This is a genomic window from Pseudomonas sp. GW821-FHT02H09 (assembly GCF_059421425.1).
Window position 1 is genome coordinate 194,581 of sequence record NZ_JBWKVA010000006.1, and the last position, 25,141, is coordinate 219,721.

Below are 25,141 nucleotides of genomic sequence, written 5' to 3' on the forward strand. Positions count from 1 at the left end.
CGGCCCTTGAGAATGGCAATCAACCCTTAGTCGGGCAGACCTCCGATTAGTCCTGCGCAGGTGTCAGAGCAACCCGCAAGGCGTCGATGGCAGCATCGCGAGCAGCGCTGTCAGCGAAGGTCGGGCTGTCTGCCACGCACTCGCCTTCCAGCCAGACACTGAAGCTCAGGTTGTCGCTACGCAGGTCCAGTGCCTGACCGGCTTGCAGTTGCTTGGTCACTGCGCCTGCTGCCTTACCGTCGGCAAAGTTGCGCGACAGCAGCAGTTGCTCACCATCAGCCGCCAGCAGACGGAAGCGGAAACTGCCGTCGTCTTCACGAAAACTGACGAAGCGCGCGGCTTTCGCAGCTTTCTTCTTGGTGGTCGTGGTGACTTGCACCTGATTGACGAAAGAACGCAGGCCAACCGCTTCACGCAGCTCATTGAGGAATGGCATCGCAATGGCGCGCGCCTTCCTGGCACCGGCCTGGAGGATGTCTTCCAGATCCGCCGGACGCTCGATCAACTGGTAATAGCGCTCGCGGGATTCGCCCAGCTCGTTGTCGAGCAGTTGGAACAGACGATTTTTTGCTTCACCCCAACCCAGCCCCTGCAGCAGTTCGCTGCGAAATTCGTCGGACTGCGCCGGCGTGGCGAAGGCCTGGAACAAGGTGAACAGGTGCGAGTTGTCCGGGTCTTTGGCTTCACCGGGGGCGCGGGAGTCGGTGACGATCCGCGAAATGGCGTCCTTCATTTCCTTGACGCTGCTGAACAACGGTATGGTGTTGTCGTAGCTTTTGGACATCTTCCGGCCGTCGAGACCTGGCAGTGTGGCCACGCTCTCTTCGATCAGTGCCTCGGGCATGGTGAAAAATTCTTTGCCCTGGCCGAACAGGTGGTTGAAGCGCTGGCCGATGTCGCGAGCCATTTCTACGTGCTGGATCTGATCGCGACCGACCGGCACCTTGTGTGCGTTGAACATCAGAATGTCCGCCGCCATCAGCACCGGGTAGCTGTACAAGCCCATGGTGATACCGGCATCCGGGTCTTCACCGGTTTCGACGTTTTTGTCCACCGAGGCCTTGTAGGCGTGGGCGCGGTTGAGCAGGCCCTTGGCCGCGACGCAGGTCAGCAGCCAGGTCAGCTCAGGGATTTCCGGGATATCGGACTGGCGATAGAACGTTACCCGATCCACATCCAGACCACCGGCCAGCCAGGTCGCGGCGATTTCCAGACGCGAGCGCTGGATGCGCAGCGGGTCATCGCATTTGATCAGGGCGTGGTAGTCGGCCAGGAAGTAGAACGAATCGGCATTGCTGTCGCGGCTGGCAACGATCGCCGGACGGATGGCCCCGGCATAGTTGCCCAGGTGCGGCGTGCCGGTGGTGGTGATGCCGGTGAGGATACGCGTACGAGTAGTCATGGGTAATCGCTTGTCAGACTGCAATCAATTCGAAAGGCGCGGCAGTATCAGATCTTTGAGGTCCGTCAGCTTGCCGTGAAAAAAGTGTCCGCATTCTGCCACTTTCAGCAGCTCATGGGGACGATCAAGGGCATCGGACCAGTCGTAGACCAGTTGCGGATCGATCACTTCGTCGGTTTCTGGCTGAATCAGGGTCAGCGGACAGTTTTGCGGCAACTGATCCTGATCGCCCAGACGCATGACCGCAGGCGCGACCATGAACAAGTGAGCCAGTGTTTCACCCTTGGCTTCCAGGCGACCACCAAGGCTGGCCGCGACGAAACCGCCGAAGGAAAAACCGAACAGGGTGATGGGCAGCTCAGGATGCCGGGCCCGAAACCATTGTGCCGCCGCCAGTGCATCATCGACTTCACCGCAGCCCATGTCATGGCTGCCAGCGCTGGCGCCAACGCCACGATAGTTGAAGCGCAGGGTGATCAAGCCAGCATCACGCGCGGTGCGCTGCAGGGTCGAAACAACTTTATTGAGCATGGTGCCACCCTGCACCGGATTCGGGTGACAGATCAGTGCCAGGCCACGGGCGTCGGGCTGATCCAGGTGCAAGGCTTCCAATTGACCAACCGGGCCATCGATAAATACAGGGGTTTCGCGCATAAGCAAGGAAGGAACTCCGTGACCTCGAATTGGGTCGACTCGTCTAGCTAAAAGTCTGTGCCTGGCATGATTGCGATCTCGTCGCGGTATACAGCGCAGGTCCGAGCCGTTAACGTAAAGCAAAGCCGTTTATAGAGGAAGGACTCGTGGAACACTCGCTCTTAGTTTGGTTGTTGCCGACTCTTGCCCTGGTTGCCGGTGTCGTCATTGGATTCCTGGTCGCTCGCCTGCTGCCCAATGCCGCGCCTAACCGCACGCAGCGTCAGCTGGATGATATTCAGGAACGTTTTGACAGTTATCAAAATGAAGTGGTCACCCACTTCAACAGCACCGCAGCTTTGGTACAGAAGCTCACTCAGAGCTATCAGGACGTACAAGAGCATCTCGCCGAGGGCGCCAACCGTCTGGCCCTGGACGAACTGACTCGCCAACGCTTGCTGGCCGCTCTGCACGCCGATTCGGTACAAGCGCCACGGGAACGTCTGACACCACCGCGCAGCCAGGAAGCGCCGAAAGATTACGCGCCAAAATCGCCGAACGCTCCCGGCATGCTCGATGAGCATTACGGCCTGAAGAAATAATCAGGGTTCAAGCGTAAAAAAAGCCCGCCCGATCTATTGAAGATCGGGCGGGCTTTTTTGTACCTGAGCGTCAGGGCTTATTGCTGATATTGCTGGCCTTGCTGCTGACCTTGCTGCTGATACTGCTGACCAGGAATCGGTTTGAGGTTGACCTCTACCCGACGGTTCTGGGCACGGCCGTTGACGTCGGCGTTGCTGGCGATCGGGCCATCCGGACCGGCACCGCGAGCCGACAGGTTGGCACCGCTGACACCCTGGGACGTCAGGTAGGTTGCTACGCTTTGAGCGCGACGCTGCGACAAGTCCATGTTGTGCTGACGGCCGCCGGTGCTGTCGGTGTAACCCACGATCTCGATCTGATTCTGGTTGAACTCCTTGAGGGAGCCGGCCAGGTTGTTCAGCGGCTGATAAAAGCTCGGGGCGATGTTCGCCGAATCGGTGCCGAAGGTGATGTTGCCCGGCATGATCAGCTTGATCTGATCACCCTGGCGCTGCACTTCTACACCGGTGTTGGCCATGCTGGCACGCAGTTTCTTTTCCTGCTGATCCGCGTAGTAACCATAGCCGGCGGCGGATGCACCCACCACGGCGGCGCCAATCAGCGCGCCCTTGCCACGGTTATTGTGGTCGATGGCAGCACCGGCCAGCGCACCGGCCAAGGCTCCCAAACCACCGTATTTGGCAGTTTTGCTCATGCCCGTGGAGCCTGTGGAGCTGTCGGCCTGACCCTGGTTGTCATACGGGTTCTGGTTCGCACAGCCAGACAACAAGGCCACGGCAGTAGCGACAATAATCAAACGACGCGAGGTGAACATGGAAAGCTCCTACTTTTTTGCATTCTGTGGTGCAACGGACGTTGGCAATAGACCCGTGCTGGCGTTGGAACACGACCGACGGTAAAAATTCCGTAAGCCTGTCCACGCCAGAAAATCAGGCTCGCACAAAAGGGTTTTCCCGCATTTCATCACCCAGACGGGTATCGGGACCATGCCCGGCAACCACCGTCGCCTCCTCGTCCAGGGTATACAGACGCTGCTTGATCGAGCGCACGATGGTCGCCTGATCGCCGCCCCACAAGTCCGTACGCCCCACTCCGCGACGAAACAGCGTGTCACCGGCAATCAGCAGCTTAGCCTCAGAAAACCAAAAGCTCATGGAACCTGGCGTATGACCGGGCGTGTGCAGCGCAACGCCGCAGCCACAGGCCAGCTCTTCGTCATCCGCCAACCAGCGATCCGGCGACGGGACTGGCGTGTAAGGCACGCCGAACATGCTGCACTGCATCTCCAGGTTGTCCCAGAGGAACTGATCTTCTTTATGCAGATGTAAGGTGGCGCCGGTTTTTTCCTTCAATTGACCGGAGGCGAGGAAATGATCGAGATGGGCGTGGGTATGGATAATGCTCACCACCTTCAGGCCCAACGCATCGAGCCGCGCCAGGATCAACTCATGATTGCCACCCGGATCGACGACGATAGCCTTTTTCGTGATCGGGTCGCCGATGATCGTGCAGTTGCACTGCAACGGGCCGACGGGGAAGGTTTCGCGGATAAGGGCGGGGGGCTGGGACATCGGGGGCATGCTCGGAAATCAGTGATGGGGGCGATTCTGGCACAAAAGATGAGTTGCCTGATCCAGAGTCTTCGCGGGCAAGCCTCGCTCCTACATGAGATTTGCGTCGGGCCAGAATTGTGGGACCGTCTGATACTCGTAGGAGCGAGGCTTGCCCGCGAAGAGGCTGAACAGTCAAAGTGCGAGCTCAAACCTGTCTTCACCTTCCAATGTAAGCAGAAACTTTTTGGCTCCGAGCCCACCTGCAAATCCCGTGAGAGCACCCGATGCACCGATGACGCGATGGCAAGGCGCGACAATTGAGATCGGGTTTCTTCCATTTGCAGCGCCAACCGCTCGAACCGCCTTTGGATTGCCGATTTGCACGGCGATTTGACTGTAACTGCGGGTTTCGCCGAACGGGATGGTCAGCAACGCCTGCCAGACCTTTTGCTGGAAGTCAGTGCCGGCAAAGTCGAGCTCCAGCTCAAAGCGGTTGCGGTTGCCCGCGAAGTACTCGTTGAGTTGGCGCTCGGCCTCCAGCAACACCGGGCTGTGGATATCTTCTTGCAGGGTGGTGAAGCGAACCCGGTTGGGTTTGTCGTTCTCCCAGAGGATGGCGCAGAGTTTGTTGCCCTTGGCCACCAGGGTGAGTGTGCCGACGGGCGAGTTCATCAGTTTGAATACGTACGACATGGGTGACTCCTTGATCCGACAGGCACTTCAGACGTCGCTGGACGGTGAAGGCGATCGTTCATCTTTGTCAGAGGACGTATTCACAATAATTTGTGGTTCAACCGCAAGAACTACGTTTCTTGCGGTTGAATTTGATGATTGTTCCCATGCTGCCGCGTGGGTATGCAGCTATGACGCTTTGCGTCACGGGACGCGGAGCGTCCCCAGAGGCATTCCCACGCAGAGCGTGGGAACGATCAATGCGTGTACTTGGCGGGCAGCCGATCAGTGCGCTTCCTCCAGCTCATCATGCAGCAAGCCGAATATCTCGCGTTTCATTTCGATGAACGAGCGCTCCATGACCATGTCCAGGGTGCGCGGGCGGTCGATGGGTACGTCGAGGATTTTTTTGATTCGCCCGGGCTTTGCGCCCATGACGTACACCCGGTCGCCCAGGAGGATGGCTTCGTCGATGTCGTGGGTGACAAACAGCACGGTCTTTTTGCTGTTGCCCCACACCCGCAGCAACAGTTGCTGCATTTGCAAGCGGGTCTGGCTGTCGAGGGCACCGAAGGGTTCGTCCATCAGCAGGATTTGCGGGTCGTTGGCCAGGGCGCGGGCGATGGCTACGCGCTGCATCATGCCGCCGGAGAGTTGCTTGGCATAGTTGTCGGCGAAGCTCGTCAGGCCGACTTCGTTCACGTAGTAGTCGACGATTTCCTTGCGCTGGGCAGCGGGCATGCCGCGACGTTTGAGGCCGAATTCGACGTTTTGCCGCACCGTCAGCCACGGGAACAAGGTGTAGCTCTGGAATACCATGCCGCGATCGGCGCCGGGGCCTTCGACTTGCTGACCACCCACGTAGATCTCCCCCTCCGTGGGTTCGGCCAGGCCGGCCGTCAGGTACAGCAGGCTGGATTTGCCGCAGCCCGACGGCCCCACCAGCACCGCGAATTGCTGGTCCGGCACTTCAAACGAGACCTTTTCCAGCGCGGTGAAGATGCCGCCGTCGGGCTTCTGGTAGCGCAGGCTGACCTTGTCCACTTGCAACCGTGGCGCGGCCTGTACCGGGGTGGCAGCGGGGGTGACGAAGCGATGATTGGCAGCGGTTACTGAGCCCATGCGGCGATCCTCAAGCGAAGGAAGCGGAACAGTTGATCGGTGATCAGGCCCAACAGACCGATGATCGCGATCGCCAGGAAGATCACATCCACCTGAAAGCCGCGCATGGCTTTCAGACTCAGGTAACCCAGGCCACTGGAGGCCGCCACCAGTTCGGCGACGACCAGATAGGTCCAGGCCCAGCCCATGGTGACCCGCAGGGTATCGAGCACACCCGGCAGCGAGGCCGGAGCGATGACATGCAACACTGCATCGCGACGGCTCGAGCCGAGGGTGTAGGAGGCATTGATCAGGTCCTTCGATATGCCTTTTGACACATCAGCAATCATCACCAGCTGCTGGAAGAACACCCCGAATATGATCACCGAGACCCGCTGCTCCAGGCCGATGCCGATCCACAGGATGAACAGCGGCACAAAGGAGGTCACCGGCAGGTAGCGAATGAAGTTGACCATGGGTTCGAGGAACGCTTGGACGATACGGAAGCTGCCCATCAGCAAACCCAAGGGCACTGCCACCAGCGACGAGACGATGAAGCCAACCATCACCACTTCCAGGCTGGCCCACACATGCACCCCCAGTGTGCCGTCGCGCCCCAGACGCAGCGCGGCGTCCAGCACCGCCCCCGGGGTCGGCAGAAACATGCCCGGCACCACGCCGCCGTAAGACAGTCCCGCCCATAACCCGATCAACAACACCCAGGCCATGGCGCTGGCACTCAATATCATTTGCGCCGGCAGACCGGTCTTGGGCGTGACGCAGCGGCTCAGCCATGAATTTCGCTTGAACATGCTGACCTCCTAGAGCGGGGTGACGAAGCGGTTGTCCACGAGGTCGTCATTACTGACGTTGTAGGGTTTGCCCTGAAGTTCGCTGGCAGTTTCGTTGGCCAGTTTGATCAGCGCCGCGCTGTCGCCCGGTTTGCCCAGCGAGCCGAGAAGCTTCTCGCTCATAGTCTGATCGTAGAAGCGCACGCCCTTGGCGGCGGCAGCCAGTTCTTTGGGATCAGACAGGTAACCGCCGACACCCTTGGCCATGATTTTGTAGGCCTCTTCGGGATGTTCCTGGGTGTACTGCACAGCTTTGTATAAACCGGCGACCAACGCTTTGACGTCTTGCGGTTGCTTTTCAATGACCGCGCAGTTGAGCGCTACCACATCGACAATGACGCCGGGGGTGGAACTGCTGTCGATCAGCACCTTGCCTTGTTGCTTGTCACGGACCATCGACAGATGGGGTTCCCAGGTCACGGCAGCTGGTACTCGGCCAGCGATGAACGCGGTGGCAGCGTCATCAGCAGTCATGTTCTGAACGATCAGGTCGCTCATTTTCATGCCGTTCTTTTTCAGCAGGTACGACAGCCAGAACTGCGACACCGAGCCTTCGTTCACGGCGATGGCCTTGCCTTTGAGCTCCTGCAAATTCTTGACGTCCTTGCCGACCAGCACACCGTCGCCACCATGGCTTTCATCCAGCGCCGCCACCGCTTTGAAGCAGAACTGCGGACGGTACTTGAGTACTTCGTCGATGGTCGAGGCCGAGCCGGACAGCTGACCCGAAGCTTGAGCGGCCATGTACATCGAAGCCTCTTCAACGACTGGCAGTTCGACCGTCAGGCCATTCTCCTTGAAGTAGCCCAGGTCCTGAGCGAGGTAGAGGGTGCCATAGCCGACCCAGGTGGTATGGCCGATGGACAGGGTGCCGGCCTGGGCGCTGGTGGCGACGCAGGTGGCGATGGCGGTGATCGCCAGGGGATGGGCGAAACGGATTAGCAAGGACTTGATCATGAAGCACTCCCACAGCTATTGATTTAGTTTTGTCTTGCGGGGCAGTACGGCCAGCGGCCTTGAACAGGTGCAACGTGCGGTCTCTGTCTGGACCTTGAACTGGTCAGCGTTCGGCTGACTGGCGTGGTCGATGTTGGCCCAAGCCCGGGGATAGGAAAACGAGGAAATATGTCGCCGGGAACGATGAAAAACCTCGGTAGCGCGCACGGCAAAAGAGCGCCGTGAGCAAGGTTGCCCGGAGTGGGTGCGGTTTGGGGAAAAGAAGATCGTTCCCACGCTCTGCGTGGGAATGCCGCCATGGACGCTCTGCGTCTGCTTTGAGATGTGACGCAGAGCGTCACGGGATGCATTCCCACGCGGAGCGTGGGAACGATCAATCATAAGGTCCGCAGGACCTTCGGCAATATCAGAGCCGGCCAAACTCCTGCGCCGTGCGATCCACTGCTTTCAGTGTCTTGCCGACCAGTTCATCGATCTCTTCGCGGCTGGCGATCAGCGCCGGGGCCATGATCATCCGGCCCAGGGTCGAACGGATGATCACACCTTCTTCGAAACCCAGAGTCCGGCAGCGCCAGGCGATGTCGCTCTCGTTGGCAAAGCGCTTGCGAGTGGTTTTGTCTTCGGCGAACTGCAAGGCGGCGACCATGCCTACACCTTGAATGTCACCCACCAACGGGTGCTTGCCGAACACCTCGCGCAAGCACTGCTGCAGGTACGGGCCGATGTCATCTTTCACCCGTGTGACCACCCCCTCGTCGCGCAATGCCTTGAGGTTGGCGATGGCCACCGCCGCCGCCACCGGGTGACCGGAATAGGTCAGGCCGTGGGCGAACACCCCGCCCTGCTCCACCAGCACTTCGGCCATGCGCCTGGACAACACCAGCCCGCCCATGGGGATGTAACCCGAGGTCAGGCCCTTGGCGATGGCCAGCGTGTCCGGCTCGAAACCGAAGTGCTCGTGGGCGAACCATTCACCGGTGCGACCGAAGCCGCCAATCACTTCATCGGCGCACAGCAGCACGTCGTATTTACGGCAGATCCGCTGAATCTCCGGCCAGTAGCTTTCTGGCGGGAAAATCATTCCGCCGGCGCCCTGGAAGGGTTCGGCAACGAACGCCGCGACCTTGTCCGCGCCAAGTTCGAGGATCTTGTCTTCCAGTTGCCGCGCCGCCCGCCGACCGAACTCAGCCGGCGTCAGGTTGCCTTCATGGGCGAACCAATAGGGTTCGTCGATGTGCGCGATATCCGGAATCATCCCGCCCATTTCATGCATGAACTTCATGCCGCCCAGTGCCGTGGCCGCTAGCGTCGAGCCGTGGTAACCGTTCCAGCGGCCGATCATGATTTTCTTCTCGGGTTTGCCGAGGATGGTCCAGTAGCGGCGCACCGTGCGGATCAGTACTTCGTTGGCTTCGGAGCCTGAGTTGGTGTAGATCGCGTGGCTGTAGTGACCCGGCAGCAGACTGAATAGCAGTTCCGACAGTTCGATCACCTGCGGGTGGGTGGTGTGGAAAAACATGTTGTAGTACGGCAACTGTTCCAGTTGCTGGCTCGCCGCGGCGGCCAGATCCTTGCGCCCGTAACCGAGGTTGGTGCACCAAAGACCCGACATGCCGTCCAGGTAGCGCTGGCCATCGTTGTCCCACAAATGCAGGCGCTCGCCACGAACCATCACCCTCGGCCCTTCGTCGTTGAGCGCTTTCTGATCAACAAATGCATGGATGTGGTGCGCGGCATCGGCGGCCTGGTAGTCGCGGGTTTCACGTAGGGTGGTCATCGCCAGTTCTCCGTTTTTATTGTCAGCGCAGTTGAAACCAGGTGGTCTTCAACTGGGTGTATTTATCGAATGAGTGCAGCGACAGGTCGCGGCCGAAGCCGGACTGCTTGCCGCCACCGAACGGCACCGTCACGTCCAGCGCATCGACGCTATTGACCGAAACCGTGCCGGCACGCAATTGCCGCGCCACGCGGTGGGCGCGATTGAGATCATCGGTCCACAGCGACGCGGCCAGACCGTAGACGCTGTCGTTAGCCAGTTGCAGGGCATGTGCTTCATCATCGAAGGCCGTGACTGCCAGCACCGGACCGAATACTTCATCGCGAAACAGCGGCATGTCCGGGCTCACGCCGGTAAAGATCGTCGGCTGGATAAAGTTATGGGACCCATTGAAGGTCAGTTGCTGACCACCGCAAACGCGTTGCGCGCCTTGCCGTTCGGCGGCCTGGATAAACGTCATGATCCTCCCGGTCTGACGGCTGTCGACAATGGCCCCGGCGGTGCTTGAAGGATCCAGTGGATCGCCCGGCTGCCAGCGTTCAACCTGAGCCTTGAGGCGCTGGACAAACTCATCATGAATCGAGCGCTCCACCAGCAACCGCGAGTTGGCCGAACAGACTTCGCCCTGATTGAAGAAGATCCCGAACGCGGCTTTCTGCGCCGCCAGCTCCAGGTCCTGGCAATCGGCGAACACCAGGTTGGCACTCTTGCCGCCGCATTCGAGCCAGACTTGCTTGAGGTTCGATTGCGCCGAGTACTGCATGAAATACTTGCCGACTTCGGTGGAGCCGGTGAACACCAGGCAATCGATGTCCGGATGCAGACCCAGCGCCTTGCCCGCCTGTTCGCCAAGACCCGGCAGCACGTTCAGCACACCTTCCGGCAAACCGGCTTCCAGCGCCAGTTCACCCAGACGCAATGCAGAGAATGGTGATTGCTCGGCGGGTTTGAGAATCACCGAGTTGCCCGCGGCCAGGGCCGGCGCGAGTTTCCAGGCAGCCATGTCCAGCGGGAAATTCCACGGCACCACCGCCGCGACCACACCCAGGGCTTCACGGGTGATGGTCGCCAACACGTTCTGCGCACTTGGCGCGACCTGGTCATAGAGCTTGTCGAGGCTTTCGGCGTACCAGCGAAACACGCCGGCGGCACCCGGCACGTCGATGTTGTAGGCGTCCATCACCGGTTTGCCCATGTTTAGCGAGTCGAGCAGCGCCAGTTCTTCGCGGTGGGTCATGATCAAGTCCGCCAGGCGCAGCAGCACCTGCTTGCGCTCACTGGGTGAACGCGCCGACCAACTGCCGGACTCGAACGCCTGACGCGCGCTGAGCACCGCCGCATCAACGTCTTCGCTGCCACAAGCGGCGACCCGGGCCAGGCACTCGCCGGTGGCCGGGTTGATCGCGGCAAAGGTTTGCCCGGACTGCGCAGACACGCTTTTGCCGCCAATCAGTGCCTGATCACGAAAGCGCAGCGTGGCTGCCTGGCGTTGCCAATATTCAAGCTCGAACACGTTCAGACTCCCCTGATGCTGACTATTGGAGTGGATGGTGGCGCAGGCCTTGGTCGAGGAAAAATAGTAAATATGTGTTCGCAGGCCATGAAAAAACTGGGCAGCTAAATACCCCAAGCGCACGCCTTGTGGTTATTGTTCTGGTACAAGAAAAGCGCTCGCCAAGCGGACGTGGCGGTGCGCAATTTGCTTAGGCTCTAAGCAACAGAAGTCGAGCCAGAAGATGTCTGGCTTCGAATTCACCCACCCCGCGACGGGGCATAGAACGAGGTTCGCTGTGGCTGCCTACAATCTGCGTCAACTGAAGTACTTCATCACCACCGTCGAATGCGGCAGCGTCGCCGAGGCTTCGCGCAAGCTGTACATCGCACAGCCATCGATCTCCACGGCGATCAAGGGACTGGAAGACAGCTTTGGCGTGCAACTGCTGATCCGCCATCATGCCCAGGGGGTTTCACTGACGCCCAGCGGCGCACGCTTTTATCGCAAGGCTCAGGAGCTGTTGCGCATGGCCAAGGAGTTCGAACAGAACGCCCTGGCCGACAACGATGTAGTGGCCGGGCAGATCGATATCGGTTGCTTCGAAACCGTGGCGCCGCTGTATTTGCCGCAGTTGATCGCAGGCTTTTCCGCGCTCTATCCGGGAGTGGAGATCCGTATCCGCGACGGCGAACAACAGGAGCTGGTGCAAGGTCTGACGTCCGGCACCTTTGACCTGGCGATCCTCTATGAACACGACCTGGACGGCACCATCCAGACCGAACCGCTGATGCCTGCGCAGCGACCTTATGCATTGCTGCCGGCCGACCATCGCTTTGCCCGGCAAGCGCAGGTTTCCCTGCGTGACTTGTGCCTGGAACCGATGATTCTGCTGGACGTGCAGCCGAGCAGGACCTACTTCGTCAGTCTGTTTGAAGAGTTTGATTTGACACCCAGAATTGCCTTCAGCTCACCGTCGATCGAGATGGTTCGGGGGATGGTGGGCCAGGGTTTCGGCTTTTCGATTCTGGTGACCCGGCCGCATTCGGAGTGCACCTATGACGGGCAGAAAGTGGTGTGCGTGGATATCGTCGAAGACGTCACCGGTTCAGGTCTGGTAGCAGCCTGGCTCAAGCGCGGGCAACTGACCAAACCGGCGCAGCTGTTTGCTGATTATTGTCGGGAGCAGCTCACAGCGAAGGCCGAAAGATCTCTGTGATCTCTAGGCCCTCATCGCGAGCAATCGAGCGTCGACCGGCTGCTCCTACAGGGTTGATGATCGTTCCCACGCTCTGCGTCCGCTCCTGGATATGACGCAGAGCGTCACGGGCTGCATTCCCACGCGGAGCGTGGGAACGATCAGTACGCGGAGCGTGGGAACGAGACTCAGGTGGGTTGACGCAACCACTGCACCAACCGCTCCAGCATCTGCTCACAGCCCTGCATCTGCTCGACGCTCACGAATTCATCGGGCTTGTGACCTTGGTCCATGCTGCCCGGCCCGCACACCACGGTGGGAATCCCGGCCTGACTGAACAGCCCACCTTCAGTGCCAAAGGCCACGGTGCCGAATTCGCTGGAGCCACTGAGCCGGGCGATGAGTTCTGCCGCGAAACCTTCGGGGTCGGTCGCCAGTCCCGGATAACCGCTCAAAGGCTGAAAGCGAATTGCCGTTTCAGGCCGTACGACCCGCATCTTCGGCAGCAATTCCTGCTCGGCATAGGCTTGCAACGCGTCCGCGACCTGCTGCGGATTGAAGCTGGGCAAGGCCCGCACTTCAAAGTCGAACTCACACTGCGCCGGCACGATGTTCAGCGCCGTCCCGCCGCGAATCACCCCGGTCTGCACGGTTGAATAGGGCGGATCGAATCGCAGATCAAGGCCTTCACTCTCCGCCAGCGCGTCGCCGATCTGCCCCAGCTTGCCGATAAGCCGTGCCGCATATTCGATGGCATTCACCCCTTGCGGTGCATAGGCCGAATGGCAGGCCGCGCCTTGCACGCAGCAGCGCATTGCCAGTTTGCCTTTGTGCCCGAGTACCGGGCACAGCTCGGTGGGTTCGCCAATGATGCAGGCCAGCGGCTTGGGGTCGCGTTGCGCAAGCTCGGCCAGCAATGAGCGCACGCCGAGACAGCCGACTTCTTCATCGTAGGAAAACGCCAGATGCACCGGTACCTGCAACGCTGCAGCGACAAAATCCGGAACCGCCGCCAGCACGCAAGCCAGATAGCCTTTCATGTCTGCCGTGCCGCGACCGTACAGGCGCCCTTCCCGCTCGCTCAAGGTAAAGGGTTCGACGGTCCACGGCTGACCGTCCACGGGCACCACATCGGTATGCCCGGACAGCACGATGCCACGTCGATCCGTGGGGCCGATGCTGGCGTAGAGGTTGGCCTTGGTTCGTTCGGCATTGAAGAACATTTCGCTGACCACGCCAAAATCCGCGAGGTAGTCGCGGATAAATTCGATCAGGGCCAGGTTGGACTCACGGCTGACGGTATTGAAGCCGATCAGCCGCTCCAGCAACGCACGACTTCTAAAGGCACTCATTCATCACCCGGCACACCGTAGCTGGGCGCGACCGTCGGGTTCAGCGCGCGGATGACGTAGTCGTCCATTTGCGGGCGATAAGCCTGCCAGAGTTGATCAAGCTGACCGATCGGGTTTTGTTCAGCCCAGTCCACCCGCAGATCGACAATAGGCCAAAGCAGATCACTGACCACCGACAACGCCGCCGAATGCACCGGTCCAGCCTCACCGCCAGCCGCCATGGCCGCATGCATGGCCGCGAGCAAACGATCGGCCAATAACTCGCCGGCGGTGACTTCGAATGCGTCAACCATCGCCTGAATCACCCCTGGGTTCGCCAGCAGGTTACCGGCGGCCACGCATTGTTCACCCGCGACGGCGTTGTTCACGCCCAGCGCCTGGCTGCCGGTAAACAGCGCCGTGGCGCCGTGATGATCGATCACCGCGACCTGGCGGTATTGGCTGAAGCCGTGGCGGGTCAAGGCTTTGTCCAGCGCCGCGCTGGCGCTTTCCCCGGCGTCGAGCAGGTCGAGAATTTCCGGGCCGAGGGCCGGCAAGGTGATGTTCTGGGTCGCTACCGCGCCGACGCCCGCGCGCAACCAGGGGCAACGCGCACCAACGGCGATGCTCGACGAGCTGATGGCAATTCCCAGTTGCCCGGTTTCAGCGCAACGACCGACGATGGAAAAAGTCATCTGCTCGCCTCCTGGTCCGGGATCACTGCAATCACGTCGATTTCCATCAGCCATTCAGGCTGGCCAAGGCCGGCAACCACCAGCCCGGTGGAGATCGGAAACACGCCCTTGAGCCACTTACCGATTTCCCGATAGACCGGCTCGCGAAAGCGCGGGTCGGTGATGTAGGTGGTGGTCTTGACGATATGACTCAGGTCGCTGCCAGCTTCTTCCAGCAACTGTTTGAGGTTCTTCATCGCTTGTTCGGCCTGGGCCCGTGGATCACCCAGACCGACTAGCCTGCCCTCGAAATCGGTGCCGACCTGGCCCCGCACATACACCGTATTGCCGGCGACGACGGCTTGGCAGAGGTCGTTGTCCAGGGTCTGGTTGGGGTAGGTTTCTTTGGTGTTGAACATGCGAATACGGGTATGGGTTGGCTTGGACATCTGACGCTCCTGGGGGAAGAAAGGCAAAATATGGCCCGGCGGTTCAACCGCCGGGGCGGATCTTGAGCATCAAGCGCTTACGGTTGTTTTATTGACGGCCGGGGCGGTAGGGGCGGTTTCGCAGTCTTCTGCCTGACGTTGCGCGGCATCCCGGTAGGCGAGGTACTTACTCTGCGTGGCGATATGGTCAGCCACATACTTGGCGTCGTGCCAAACGCCCCAGATGAACGAGGAGCCACGACGCGACTGCCACGGCAGGCCCAGGAAATACACGCCAGGCTCGCTCGAAACGCCCCGCTGATGCTGCGGCTTACCGTTGGCGTCGAAGGCGTCGACCTTCAGCCAGCTGTAATCAACGGCAAAACCGGTTGCCCAGATGATCGATGTCACGCCGGCCTCGGCCAGGTCGAGCTCAAGAATGGGCGTGGTCACACACTCCGGATCCGCGAAGGTATGGCGGGCTTCAGGTTCTTCCGGCAGGTCCAGACCATTGCGCTCAATGTAGGCGTCAGCCGCATTGAGCAGCGCCAGGTAGTTCTCATCGCCGCGAGCCAGGTTGTCGGCAAGATTCGCCTGGAAGGTCGCCACGGCGCCATTGAACGCTTGCGTCAGGCCAACCAGCGTCATCCCGCGATGGGCGAGACCGCGGAAGTCCACCGTACGGCCGCCATGGGCACCGCTGACGGCAATGGTGACGTGTTCCCTGCCCGGCTTCATGGCCGCCGCATCCCATTCACCGAGAACGCCCAGCCACCAGCAGAAGTCACGGTTGCGATAGGCGCGGGGCGGGCGATCGTGTGCGCCAACCGAGAGGTAAACCTTCTTGCCGGCACGCTGCAACTCATCGGCAATCTGCACTCCCGACGACCCGGCACCCACAACCAATACAGCCCCTTCGGGAAGCTGCGCTGGATTGCGGTATTCGGCCGAATGGATCTGTGTGAATTGCTCATCTTTCGGAGCGATCGGCGGGATAACCGGACGCTGGAAAGGTCCGGTGGCGGCCACCACGCGGTTGGCCTCGATCACGCCCTCGGAGGTTTCAATGGTGAAGCCCGGCCGGCCAACATTGCGTTCTACCTTCTTCACTTCCACGCCGGTGCGGATGGGTGCATTGAACTTCCTGGCATAGGCTTCGAAATAATCCGCAACCCGCTCTTTCGGGGCAAAGCCGTCGGGACTGAGATCGTCGAACTCAAGACCCGGAAAACGATCGTGCCAGGCCGGACCGTTGGCAACCAGCGAATCCCAGCGTCCGGTGCGCCAGCGTTCGGCGATACGATTGCGCTCCAGCACGAGGTGGGACACGCCGAGTTTGCTCAGGTGTTCACTCATGGCCACCCCAGCCTGACCGGCGCCAACAACAAGCGTATCTATTTTTATTTTATCAATGGTCATCTCTACACCCTTCTAACAAGCAGTTGGATTCAGGTCGGACATGGCTTGTCATCTCTTGGCGCAAGACTAGGGATCACCCCTGTATTGGTAAAATATTATTAAGCTGGTAATTGAAGATAAATAACTGATGCAGAGCCTTTTGACCCGTTTAAATCGCGGGTCTGGATGAGGTGTAAAGATGCGTTTTACCCAGTTATTTTTTGCCCGGCGAACACCTGGGCCACCGGCCCCCGCACACCACGGGCGCGCCATTACTGGACAATGCCCTGGCGAGTTTTGATTGCCACATCGAGCACCAAATGGACCTGGGCACCCACACGGTGTTTATCGGCAAAGTGATGGCAGTGAAAAGCCGTAAAAGCGCGCCGCTGGCGTATTCGCAGAGGAAATTTTGCGGGTTACAGGCGTTGGAGGCGGTTTAGCAATGCCGGTCTGGCGAGCACTTGTGGTGAGGGAGCTTGCCCGCATGCCCGTAGCAGCTGCCGCCAGGCTGCGTTCGGCCGCGCAGCGGTCGTAAAATCAGGCACCGCGTTTTTTCAGGTTAACCGTGGCGGCAGGATTTACGACCGCTGCGCGGCCGAACGCAGGCTTCGCCAGCTGCTACGGGAAGTTGGGCAAGCTCCCTCGCCACAGGGTTCATGCCCGACATTCTGGATCACCCCAACACCCCCAATTCCTTCGCCCGGGCCACGGCCTGGGTCCGGCGCTCGACGCCGAGTTTGCTGTTGATGTGGCTGGCGTGGGTTTTTACGGTGTGCAGGGAGATGAACAGCCGATCGCTGATTTCCTGGTTCGAGCAGCCCTGGGCGATCAATTGCAGGACCGCCATTTCGCGGGCACTCAGACTTTCGGTGTGATGCTGCGGCTCGACCGGCTCCCGGGCCACGGTTACGGCCGCTGGCAAGCGCTCAAGCAAGCTTTGGCGCAGCGCAGGTTGCGAACTGAACTGAAGTTGCTCCCTCAGCCAGTCGGGATGGCCACCCAGCAACCACTCGAAAGGTTGCAATACGCCCCCCGCCGCCGCTTCAAACGCCTGGGCCAAGGCTTGCCGTGCTTCAGGTTCGCGCCCGCTACCGAGCAGCAACGTGACCTTCTGATTCAACGCCATCGCGCTGAGCATCTGCCGACCGGTTCGCTGCCCATGCTCGACCAGTGTATTCAACCGCTGCTCGGCCACTGCGGGACGCCCCTGGATCACGTCCAGCGAGGCCTGTTGCAGTTCGATGTGCATCGGCAGTTGTGGATGGAATTCCGGAGGCGCTGCCGCCTTTTCACCGTTATAGGTCTGCCCTAGCCGCGCCAGCCACGCTTCGGCCAGATCGGTACGGCCCTGAGCCAGCCACAGCTCGCATTTGACCAGGGTGATCATCGCCAGGTAGTAGATCGGCGGCACGTCCCAGATGTGCATCAACCGCTCGGCTTCGGCCAGTTCGGCAAAGGCTTTGGCGAACTGGCCGTTATGCCCTTCGAGCTTGGCGATCACACAATGACCGATCAGCACACTGATATCCCGACAGGCTCGCGCTTCGCCCAATCCGGCCTGCAATCGAGCGAGCCCGGCTTCGGGCTGCATGCGCAGGGTCAGCAGAAATCCTTCATACAGAGTCAGCCGAGCGCGAACTGCGTACAGCCGCTGCGGGGACAACTTCTGCAGGCGTTGCAAACCCTGGCGCACCTCATCGAGCGCGCGGAGGATTTCCCCCCGGGCTTGCAGCACCCGGGCCCGATCGTAATGGGCCAGGGCTTCGAAAAGCGGGTTGCCAACGCGTTGCGCCAACTCCAGCGAATCACGGTTCAAACCACGGGCGCGCCACAGGTCGGCGTCGGCAATTGCCAGATTGGAGAGCGTCGAAAGACACATCAAGCGCTGCCCGTAACGCTTGTGCGGCAGGCTCTCCAGCGCTTGCGTGCAATAAAGCAGGGTCAGCTCGCGGTTACCGCGACCACGGGCGATGATCCCGCTCAGCGCCAGCCATTGAGCCAGCATGGATTTCTGCGCGGTCGCCGAAGGTGCCGGCAGGAATCGACTCAAATGACTCGCCAGCTCCTCGGCGGCGTCCAGCTGACAGGCGAGTCCAAGCGCCCAGCTATAGAGCACGATCAACCGCGGCGTGCTGATCAGCAGGCTGTCGGGAAGGTCCATTTTCCAGCGCAGCAGCATGCCAACGTTTTGCTCGGCCAGCAGCTGTTCTTCGGAAAGGTTCTGCACCAGATTCGCCGCCACATCCAGGTGTCCGGCACGCAATGCCTGTTCCACCGCTTCATCGAGCAAGCCCTGGGCATTGAACCAGCGGCAAGCCCGCAGGTGCAGACTGGCGGCCGGCAATACCGCATTGGTCGTGGGGCGGGTACGCAGCAGGTCGGAAAACAAATGGTGATAACGATACCAATGGCCTTGATCATCCAGTGGCACGAGAAAAACCTGATGGGCCTGCAAATACCGAAGAATTTCAGCGCTGTCGTGGGCTTCGCGAACAGCGTCGCACAACTCGCTGCAAAAACGCTCCTGCGGCGCGGTGTCATACAGGAATGACTGCACCTCGGCGGGCAGGCAATCGATGACTTCTTCGAGCAGGTAGTCGCGAATCAACCCTTCCCCGCCGTGCAACGCCTGAGGCAGAGCACCGCCATTGCCGGCTTCGGAGGCCGCCAGCAGCCAGAAGCGCAGCCCGGCAACCCAGCCTTCACTGCGCTGGATCAGGCTTTCCAGCGCTTCACCGCGCAGCGAACTGCTGTGCCTGTCGAGCAATGTCAGAGATTCGTCGTGAGTCAGGCGCAGGTCCTGCTCATGCAACTCAAGCAATTGCCGGGACAGCCGCAAACGCGCCAGGTGCCAGTCCGGACGCTGACGGCTGGTGACCAGCACCAGCAAGCCATCGGGTAAATGATTGAGGAAAAATTGCAGGCAGCGATCGAGCACCGGTCCCTGGGCCAGATGGTAGTCATCCAGCACCAGCAATAACGGATTGCTCGCACTGAGGTGCTCGGCCAGTTCATCCAGCAGACCATCCAGCCATTCTTCGAAGGCAAACGGCTGGTGCCGCTGGCGCATTTTCAACAGACCAAGAGCCTGACTGCCCAGTTGCGGGAAATATTGTTGAAGACCGTCGAGCAGGCGCTCGAGGAAGCGGCCGGGGTCGTTGTCACGAGGACTCAGTCCCAACCAGAGGCTTTGCCAGTGAGCAGGCAGGCTCTGACAGAACTCCACCGCCAGGGAGCTTTTACCAAAACCGGCCGGCGCGCTGACCAACAGCAAACGCCCGCTCAAGCCTGCACTCAGGCGCTCGCACAAGCGAGGCCGCAGTACATAGCCGTCGGGCAAGGGTGGTCGGTAAAAACGCCCTTCCAGTGCTGGAATCGCCACACTGGAAGGCCCTTGTAAGCGGGACAGGTCAGTCATAGCCAACTCTTGTTGAAGTGCTGTTGTCGGCATTGCAGATGTCCGCAGACTAGCGGTAAAAGGCCTCGTTTTGTAGATTTCCGCTACAAATTGATAGAAAAAGAATACAACCAAAATTGTCAGCGCCGGTTTGCCGTTACCACCGGCCAGCCAGAGAAAACCGCATAGCTCTTCGTAGGAGCCGGGCTTGCCCGCGAATGGGACGACGCGGTTTACCTGAAACCCCTCGGCGCCTGTGCCGATGCCTCGCGGGCAAGCCTCGCTCCTACCTTGATGAGCCCAATAGAAAACGCCCCGATCCAGTCGGGGCGTTCAGAGGATGCGGCCTCTGTTTTACAACGTATTAGCGAACACCATCCTGACGCAGTGCAGCAGGGGTGAAATCGCTGGTGGTCGCGGTGAAGCCGAAGTCATACGCCTGTTTCTCTTCGTTCTTCATGCCCAGTGCCAGGTAGCGACCCGATTGCAGGTCGTAGAGGGTTTCCAGGGCGTACCACGGCACTTGCTTGTCGTAATAGTTTTCAGCATGGGCTTCGGCCACACGCCAGAGTTGATTACGACCGTCGTAGTGATCGATCACCGCCGCTTGCCAGGTGTCTTCGTCAATGTAGAAGTCACGCTTGGCATAGATATGACGCTGCCCTTCCTTCAGGGTAGCAACCACATGCCAGACGCGGCGCAGCTCGTAACGCGCCAGGTCCTGGTTGATGTGACCGGCCTTGATGATGTCGGTGTACTTGAGCTGCGGTGAATCGAGCTTGTAGCTGTCGGAGGCGATGTACATCTCCTTCTTGCCTTCGAGTTTCCAGTCGTAACGATCTGGCGCGCCGTTGTACATGTCCAGGTTGTCAGAGGTGCGCAGGCCGTCAGCCGCGGTACCCGGACCGTCATAGGACACTTGTGGAGCCCGGCGAACGCGACGCTGACCGGCGTTGTAGACCCACGCCGAACGCGGCTCCTTCACCTGGTCGAGGGTTTCGTGCACCAGCAGCACACCACCGGCCAGACGTGCCGGAGCGGTCACTTTCTGCTTGAAGTAGAACAGGATGTTGCCCGGGCTTTTCGGGTCGTAATCCTTCATCTTGTCGCGGAACACGAACTGGTCCTGGAAGTACACCATGCTGTACGAGCCGTTTGGCTGTGGCGTGGCCTGGGTCACCAGACGGGTCACGCTGCCGCCACGATAGCGGGTGATGTGGTTCCAGATAACCTCAACGCCACTTTTTGGAATCGGGAAAGGCACTGCGGTCTCGAAGTTCTCCAGACCGTTGCCACCAGAGACCAGATTGGTGTTGGTGGCATTCCTTTTGATGGCGGCGAGTACGTCATCCGGCACAGTGGCGCCGCGATGGGACGGGTAAACCGGCATCTTGAAGGTTTCCGGGTAGCGCTTGAACATCGCGTACTGCCCTGGAGCCAGCTTCTCTTTGTACTTATCGACGTTCTGCGCGGTGATGGTGAACAGCGGCTTTTCACTGCCATAAGGGTCGGACAGGAAGCCTTTGCTGTCGATGCTACCGGCGTTCCTGGCCATCGGTTTCCAGGCCGGGATCGAGCCATCGGCATTACCGGCCATCTCGGCGCCCATCGGTGTCAGGCTTTTGCCCAGCTTGTCCGCTTCAGCCGCGGGAACCGCTGCCATGACGCTGGTCGCCAGCAGCGACAGCCCAAGGACACCGACATGCAACAGACTCTTGGTTATTTTCATAGTTTTGTTCGTCCTCAAGATGCAGTGCTTAGAAGTTCACGCCGACGCTGAGCGCAACGAAGTCGCGGTCATCCACGGTGCTGTACTTACCGCCAAAGAAGTTGGTGTATGCCAGGCTTGCGGTGTAGGTGTTCTGGTATTCAGCATCGACCCCAAGGCTCACGGCCTTGCGACCTTCTTCGAAGTTACCGCCAGGGCCAGGGGAATAGCCGCTGACGTCATGGGACCAGGCCACATTCGGCTTGAGGTTCACACCGGCGAACACGTCGGGGTATTCCCAGATCGCGCGGCCGCGATAACCCCACGAGTTGGCCGTGGTGAAACCATTGTTGTTGCAGTTGCTGCTACGGTTATTGGCCGAAGCGCCCGGACCGGCACCGTTGATGGTGGAGGTGTTGAGGATCTGCGAGCAGGTGTCCAGACCACCCGTGGCTGGCAGTTCGCCTGGGCCGAAGACCGGATCGCGGCCGTAACGGACGTCGGACGTGCTTTCCAGGCCACCGACGTGAGTCAGGCCGACTTCACCCACCAGGGTCAGACGCTGGGCGCCCATGACCTGATCGAAGAAGTGCGTCAGGGTGGTCTGGATCTGGGTGATTTCCTTGCGGCGAAAGCCGTGCAGGTCTTCACCCGGAACGCCAGTGAGCAAGGAGGCGTTGGTCAGCGTACCGCCCAGTGGGCGAACCCCAGCGAACAGAATGTCAGTGGAGTTCAACTGCACCGGGGCATTCGGACGGTAGCTGATCTCACCGCTCCACGCGGTACCGGTAGGCAAGGTGGTTGAGAAGCTCAGACCATAGAGGCGGATGTCTTCAGGGTACTCGACGAAATACTGCGAGTTACCCGCGACCACCAGCGGCCCCAAGGCCTGGAATGGACCCGGCAAGGCCTTGACGCCGTTGAAAACCGACTGCGGAGCCCCGGTGGCACTGAAGATCGGCGCCCGGCTGTGGTAGTTCATGAAGTACGCACCGAACTCGGTGTCCAGCGGGTCGAACATGTACTTGAAGGACGCGCCCCACTGGCCGCTGTTACGGGCTTCGCGATCATCACCACGACGAACCAGCACCCCTTCTTCGTTGACATCAACGCCGGCTGCGGCCAATGGCCCCAATGCGACTGCCGGGATAGTGGAGCGCTTGTTCAGTACACGCAGGTTGTCGGTGCAACCGTTGGCAATGATGTCTGGCTGGGAGAAAAAGGTGCCGCAGTTATCGACAACAGTCTGGTCCCACCCGATCTGGTAGAACGCCTCGGCCGACAGGTTCTCGGTCAGGCTTTGCGAGATGTAGAACATGTTGACCGGGATCAGGCCTTCCTTGATCTCGGCACCAGGACGACGGAACGCGGAAACATCGATCGGGTTGATCGAGTTGATACCGCCGCCAATGAAGGTACTTTCGCCCCAGCTTACGACCTGTTTGCCCAGACGCACGGAACCCGGCTCGTCACCAATGGAGTAGTTGTGGTAGACGAAGGCGTCGAGGATTTCCCCACCCGACGACTTGGCGCCTTCCTTACGTCCGTCGTTGCTGACGTTCTTGAATTCCAGATCCTGGTTTTGCAGCGCGAAGTCGTACCAGTATTTACCGCGTACGAAGACGCCGGTATCGCCGTATTTCAGTTCAAGGTCATGGATGCCCTTGAAGATCTTCGAAAAGGCTTGCCCGCTCTTGAAGTTCAAGTGACCGTCATCGGAGGTCTGGGACAGACCTTTCCCACCGTTGTTGACGCCGATCAGGTTCTTGTTCGGCTGCTGGGTTGACACACTCATACCCAGGGAGAGAGACGAGTCGAACTGACCTTCTATTTCACCGATGTTGAAACTGACGCCGAATGCGGGCCCGGCAAGCGTAGAGGCGAGACTGACCGCCAGGGGCAGTTTCGCCCGGCGCCAGAACTGGTTTACTGATGTCATCGACGCTACTCCATGTGCTTTATTTTTATGGCTGTGAGCACTTCTAAAAACGCTCTGAGTGACAGGAAACCAGGTTGTCCCAAAGTCAGTCAGAGTTGCATCGCCCCGTTTTGTGCGTTTGCCCCGTTCTTAAAAATCCTTGAGCGGACTATAGCCAGCAGGTAGTACTGCTTGATCCCTCTAAAGTGTGATTTGCAGCCCCGCCCACTCTGCAACACTCCTTTCGCCAAACCGGCAGATGCCGGCACGACAAGGATGACTGAAAATAACGTTTTGACAAGCCAAGCGCTTGCTTGGTGGGCTTGCCGTGCCCTTTCGGGCACGGCAAAGGACGCTTAAAGCGTCGAGAGGAAGGTGCTGTTGTTGGTCTGCCACTCAGTGATGTCGAGGCGGATGCGCTTCTTGTCGAGTTTGCCGACACTGGTCTTGGGAATTTCAGTAACAAGGGCGATCTGGCTAGGAATTGCCCATTTGCTGAGATGGCCCAATTCAACGAACGGCTTGAGATGTTCCTTGAGTTCCCTGGCTTCAATCGCGTGCCCTTCGCGCACTACCAGCAGTGCAAACGGCCGCTCGCCCCATTGCGGATCCGGGATGCCGACCACTGCTACTTCGCGTACCGCCGGATGGCGGCTGATCAGGTCTTCCAACGCCAGGGACGACACCCATTCGCCACCCGTCTTGATCACATCCTTGATCCGGTCACGAATATCGATCACGCCCATGCTGTCCAGGGTGGCCACGTCGCCGGTGTGCAACCAACCGCCGGCCCACAGTTCAGCCCCCTTCTGCGGTTCGCGGAAATAGCCCTCGGTCAGCCAGGGCGCACGTAATACCAACTCGCCCTGGGACTCGCCATCAGCCGGCAGGAAGTTGCCATCGTCATCGACAATCGCCGCTTCCACCAATGGCCCTGGCACACCGGCCTTGATTCGATAGGTGGTGCGTTCGTCTTCAGTACCGGCCATCAGCTCGTCATTGAGATGAGCGCAAGACACCAGCGGGCCGGTCTCCGACATGCCGTAAGCGGCGGTCAGTTGAATACCCTTGGCCTTGGACGCTTCGTACAGCGCACGGTTGAGGGCGCTGCCACCGATAACGATTTTCCAGCCGCCGAAGTCTGTGTCCCTGGCCGCCTTGGCATTGAGCAGCATCTGCAGGATGGTCGGGACGCAATGGGAGAAGGTGACCTTTTCCTTGCGCCACAACTGCACCAGATACTCCGGATCGTAACGACCGGGATAAACCTGCTTGAGCCCGAGCATGGTCGCCACATACGGCAGGCCCCAGGCATGTACGTGGAACATCGGCGTGATGGGCATGTACACATCGTTTGTGCCCAACAGTCGCACACTGTCGATGCTGCCCATGATCGTCGACACGCCCATGGTGTGCAGTACCAATTGCCGATGGGTGAAATACACCCCTTTCGGATTACCCGTGGTGCCGGTGGTGTAGAAAGTGGTCGCGACCGAGTTCTCGTCGAAGTCTTCGAAGTTGTACTGCGGGCTGGCCGCGGCCAGCAGTTGCTCATACTCGCCAACCAGATTCGGCAAGTCCGCGGTTTTTTCCGCTCCGTCGGTCAGCAGCAGGGTTTTCTCGACCGTGGTCAGCTGCCCGGCAATTGCCTGGTAGAGCCCCGTGAACTCACTGTAGACCAGCACGAAGCGGTCCTGGGCGTGGTTCATGGTGTAGAGAATCTGCTCAGGCGACAGACGCACGTTGATGGTGTGGATCACCGCGCCAATCATCGGAATGGCGAACATGCACTCCAGATAGCGATGGCTGTCCCAGTCCATCACCGCCACGGTATCACCGGCCTTGACCCCGGCTGCCGTCAGTACGTTGGCCAGCCGCGCGACACGCTCAATGAGGGTCGGGTAGCTATAGCGCAGTTGATCACGGTAGACGATCTCGCGGGTTTTCTCGTAACGGCTGCCGGACATCAGCAGCCGCTTGATCAACAGCGGGTATTGATAAGCGCCTTCGGCTGGCGGGATAACGCGAGTCTGCAACATAAGAAT

At 59.8% G+C, this 25,141-nt stretch carries 21 protein-coding genes; 3 read left to right on the plus strand and 18 right to left on the minus strand.

All coding sequences use genetic code 11. The annotated features are described in order from the left end of the window. Positions 1-46 precede the first annotated feature (46 nt). Together AC07VR_RS10250 and AC07VR_RS10255 are read right to left on the minus strand one after the other, a co-directional pair. Positions 47-1,402, minus strand: coding sequence for a tryptophan--tRNA ligase (locus AC07VR_RS10250; RefSeq protein ID WP_494991846.1), 1,356 nt, complete (start codon positions 1,400-1,402; stop codon positions 47-49). A gap of 24 nt (positions 1,403-1,426) precedes the next feature. Next, complete coding sequence (locus tag AC07VR_RS10255; protein WP_494991845.1) at positions 1,427-2,056, minus strand: alpha/beta hydrolase; 630 nt, start codon at positions 2,054-2,056, stop codon at positions 1,427-1,429. A gap of 146 nt (positions 2,057-2,202) precedes the next feature. Here AC07VR_RS10255 and AC07VR_RS10260 point away from each other — a divergent pair, with 146 nt between their 5' ends. Further along, on the plus strand, positions 2,203-2,637 hold the full coding sequence (locus tag AC07VR_RS10260; RefSeq protein WP_494991844.1) for a Z-ring associated ZapG family protein: 435 nt from the start codon (positions 2,203-2,205) through the stop codon (positions 2,635-2,637). A 77-nt stretch (positions 2,638-2,714) separates the two neighbouring features. On the opposite strand, the gene AC07VR_RS10265 is transcribed toward AC07VR_RS10260, so the two are convergent. The 8 genes from AC07VR_RS10265 to AC07VR_RS10300 all read right to left on the minus strand — a co-directional run bounded on the left by AC07VR_RS10265 (position 2,715) and on the right by AC07VR_RS10300 (position 11,062). Next, on the minus strand, positions 2,715-3,452 hold the full coding sequence (locus AC07VR_RS10265) for a YiaD family glycine zipper/OmpA-like lipoprotein (protein WP_494991843.1): 738 nt from the start codon (positions 3,450-3,452) through the stop codon (positions 2,715-2,717). Between the two features lie 115 nt (positions 3,453-3,567). Then, positions 3,568-4,209 (minus strand): MBL fold metallo-hydrolase, encoded by a 642-nt coding sequence (locus AC07VR_RS10270; RefSeq protein ID WP_495011173.1) that lies wholly within the window; start codon positions 4,207-4,209, stop codon positions 3,568-3,570. Positions 4,210-4,383: 174 nt separating this feature from the next. Beyond that, the gene (locus tag AC07VR_RS10275; RefSeq protein WP_495011174.1) at positions 4,384-4,884 is read right to left on the minus strand and encodes a methylated-DNA--[protein]-cysteine S-methyltransferase; all 501 of its coding nucleotides are present in this window, start codon (positions 4,882-4,884) and stop codon (positions 4,384-4,386) included. Between the two features lie 264 nt (positions 4,885-5,148). Further along, complete coding sequence (locus AC07VR_RS10280; RefSeq protein WP_494991840.1) at positions 5,149-5,985, minus strand: ABC transporter ATP-binding protein; 837 nt, start codon at positions 5,983-5,985, stop codon at positions 5,149-5,151. Continuing rightward, a complete protein-coding gene (locus tag AC07VR_RS10285) occupies positions 5,973-6,776 on the minus strand; it encodes an ABC transporter permease (RefSeq protein WP_494991839.1) in 804 nt (267 codons plus the stop codon). The genes AC07VR_RS10280 and AC07VR_RS10285 overlap by 13 nt, the downstream gene beginning before the upstream one ends. 9 nt (positions 6,777-6,785) lie before the next feature. Beyond that, the gene (locus AC07VR_RS10290) at positions 6,786-7,772 is read right to left on the minus strand and encodes an ABC transporter substrate-binding protein (RefSeq protein WP_494991838.1); all 987 of its coding nucleotides are present in this window, start codon (positions 7,770-7,772) and stop codon (positions 6,786-6,788) included. A gap of 406 nt (positions 7,773-8,178) precedes the next feature. Then, positions 8,179-9,549, minus strand: coding sequence for an aspartate aminotransferase family protein (locus tag AC07VR_RS10295; protein WP_495011175.1), 1,371 nt, complete (start codon positions 9,547-9,549; stop codon positions 8,179-8,181). Between the two features lie 22 nt (positions 9,550-9,571). Then, positions 9,572-11,062, minus strand: coding sequence for an aldehyde dehydrogenase (locus tag AC07VR_RS10300; RefSeq protein WP_495011176.1), 1,491 nt, complete (start codon positions 11,060-11,062; stop codon positions 9,572-9,574). 277 nt (positions 11,063-11,339) lie between these two features. Between AC07VR_RS10300 and AC07VR_RS10305 the strand changes: the two genes are divergently transcribed. Beyond that, the gene (locus AC07VR_RS10305) at positions 11,340-12,260 is read left to right on the plus strand and encodes a LysR substrate-binding domain-containing protein (protein ID WP_494991835.1); all 921 of its coding nucleotides are present in this window, start codon (positions 11,340-11,342) and stop codon (positions 12,258-12,260) included. 167 nt (positions 12,261-12,427) lie between these two features. On the opposite strand, the gene argE is transcribed toward AC07VR_RS10305, so the two are convergent. The 4 genes from argE to AC07VR_RS10325 form a co-directional block, all read right to left on the minus strand. Continuing rightward, positions 12,428-13,591 carry an acetylornithine deacetylase gene (gene argE, locus AC07VR_RS10310; RefSeq protein WP_495011177.1) on the minus strand — a complete coding sequence of 388 codons (1,164 nt, stop codon included), beginning with the start codon at positions 13,589-13,591 and terminating at the stop codon, positions 12,428-12,430. Further along, a complete protein-coding gene (locus AC07VR_RS10315) occupies positions 13,588-14,265 on the minus strand; it encodes a DUF1028 domain-containing protein (protein WP_494991833.1) in 678 nt (225 codons plus the stop codon). The genes argE and AC07VR_RS10315 overlap by 4 nt, the downstream gene beginning before the upstream one ends. Continuing rightward, positions 14,262-14,693, minus strand: a complete 432-nt coding sequence (locus AC07VR_RS10320; RefSeq protein WP_494991832.1) for a RidA family protein — start codon at positions 14,691-14,693, stop codon at positions 14,262-14,264. The genes AC07VR_RS10315 and AC07VR_RS10320 overlap by 4 nt, the downstream gene beginning before the upstream one ends. A gap of 69 nt (positions 14,694-14,762) precedes the next feature. Further along, positions 14,763-16,091, minus strand: coding sequence for a flavin-containing monooxygenase (locus tag AC07VR_RS10325; RefSeq protein WP_495011178.1), 1,329 nt, complete (start codon positions 16,089-16,091; stop codon positions 14,763-14,765). Positions 16,092-16,291: 200 nt separating this feature from the next. On the opposite strand from AC07VR_RS10325, the gene AC07VR_RS10330 reads away from it, so the two are divergent. Continuing rightward, positions 16,292-16,513: a flavin reductase family protein gene (locus AC07VR_RS10330; protein WP_495011179.1), complete on the plus strand. Its 222-nt coding sequence runs from the start codon at positions 16,292-16,294 to the stop codon at positions 16,511-16,513. A 233-nt stretch (positions 16,514-16,746) separates the two neighbouring features. On the opposite strand, the gene AC07VR_RS10335 is transcribed toward AC07VR_RS10330, so the two are convergent. The 4 genes from AC07VR_RS10335 to AC07VR_RS10350 all read right to left on the minus strand — a co-directional run bounded on the left by AC07VR_RS10335 (position 16,747) and on the right by AC07VR_RS10350 (position 25,135). Continuing rightward, on the minus strand, positions 16,747-19,491 hold the full coding sequence (locus tag AC07VR_RS10335) for a winged helix-turn-helix domain-containing protein (RefSeq protein WP_495011180.1): 2,745 nt from the start codon (positions 19,489-19,491) through the stop codon (positions 16,747-16,749). 343 nt (positions 19,492-19,834) lie between these two features. Further along, entirely contained in the window at positions 19,835-21,199 is a 1,365-nt protein-coding gene (locus AC07VR_RS10340) for a DUF1329 domain-containing protein (RefSeq protein WP_495011181.1), read from the minus strand. 28 nt (positions 21,200-21,227) lie between these two features. Next, on the minus strand, positions 21,228-23,117 hold the full coding sequence (locus AC07VR_RS10345) for a DUF1302 domain-containing protein (protein ID WP_495011182.1): 1,890 nt from the start codon (positions 23,115-23,117) through the stop codon (positions 21,228-21,230). Positions 23,118-23,452: 335 nt separating this feature from the next. Beyond that, complete coding sequence (locus AC07VR_RS10350; protein WP_494991826.1) at positions 23,453-25,135, minus strand: fatty acid--CoA ligase; 1,683 nt, start codon at positions 25,133-25,135, stop codon at positions 23,453-23,455. Positions 25,136-25,141 lie beyond the last annotated feature (6 nt).

What these genes read in the sequence shown, in the direction of transcription:
- AC07VR_RS10280 (WP_494991840.1), bottom strand. Translation starts at nt 5,985, where the DNA reads ATGGGCTCAGTAACCGCTGCCAATCATCGCTTCGTCACCCCCGCTGCC.
- AC07VR_RS10265 (WP_494991843.1), bottom strand. Translation starts at nt 3,452, where the DNA reads ATGTTCACCTCGCGTCGTTTGATTATTGTCGCTACTGCCGTGGCCTTG.
- AC07VR_RS10340 (WP_495011181.1), bottom strand. Translation starts at nt 21,199, where the DNA reads ATGAAAATAACCAAGAGTCTGTTGCATGTCGGTGTCCTTGGGCTGTCG.
- AC07VR_RS10315 (WP_494991833.1), bottom strand. Translation starts at nt 14,265, where the DNA reads ATGACTTTTTCCATCGTCGGTCGTTGCGCTGAAACCGGGCAACTGGGA.
- AC07VR_RS10325 (WP_495011178.1), bottom strand. Translation starts at nt 16,091, where the DNA reads ATGACCATTGATAAAATAAAAATAGATACGCTTGTTGTTGGCGCCGGT.
- AC07VR_RS10255 (WP_494991845.1), bottom strand. Translation starts at nt 2,056, where the DNA reads ATGCGCGAAACCCCTGTATTTATCGATGGCCCGGTTGGTCAATTGGAA.
- AC07VR_RS10335 (WP_495011180.1), bottom strand. Translation starts at nt 19,491, where the DNA reads ATGACTGACCTGTCCCGCTTACAAGGGCCTTCCAGTGTGGCGATTCCA.
- AC07VR_RS10345 (WP_495011182.1), bottom strand. Translation starts at nt 23,117, where the DNA reads ATGACATCAGTAAACCAGTTCTGGCGCCGGGCGAAACTGCCCCTGGCG.
- AC07VR_RS10295 (WP_495011175.1), bottom strand. Translation starts at nt 9,549, where the DNA reads ATGACCACCCTACGTGAAACCCGCGACTACCAGGCCGCCGATGCCGCG.
- AC07VR_RS10290 (WP_494991838.1), bottom strand. Translation starts at nt 7,772, where the DNA reads ATGATCAAGTCCTTGCTAATCCGTTTCGCCCATCCCCTGGCGATCACC.
- AC07VR_RS10320 (WP_494991832.1), bottom strand. Translation starts at nt 14,693, where the DNA reads ATGTCCAAGCCAACCCATACCCGTATTCGCATGTTCAACACCAAAGAA.
- AC07VR_RS10270 (WP_495011173.1), bottom strand. Translation starts at nt 4,209, where the DNA reads ATGTCCCAGCCCCCCGCCCTTATCCGCGAAACCTTCCCCGTCGGCCCG.
- AC07VR_RS10285 (WP_494991839.1), bottom strand. Translation starts at nt 6,776, where the DNA reads ATGTTCAAGCGAAATTCATGGCTGAGCCGCTGCGTCACGCCCAAGACC.
- AC07VR_RS10275 (WP_495011174.1), bottom strand. Translation starts at nt 4,884, where the DNA reads ATGTCGTACGTATTCAAACTGATGAACTCGCCCGTCGGCACACTCACC.
- AC07VR_RS10250 (WP_494991846.1), bottom strand. Translation starts at nt 1,402, where the DNA reads ATGACTACTCGTACGCGTATCCTCACCGGCATCACCACCACCGGCACG.
- AC07VR_RS10350 (WP_494991826.1), bottom strand. Translation starts at nt 25,135, where the DNA reads ATGTTGCAGACTCGCGTTATCCCGCCAGCCGAAGGCGCTTATCAATAC.
- argE (WP_495011177.1), bottom strand. Translation starts at nt 13,591, where the DNA reads ATGAGTGCCTTTAGAAGTCGTGCGTTGCTGGAGCGGCTGATCGGCTTC.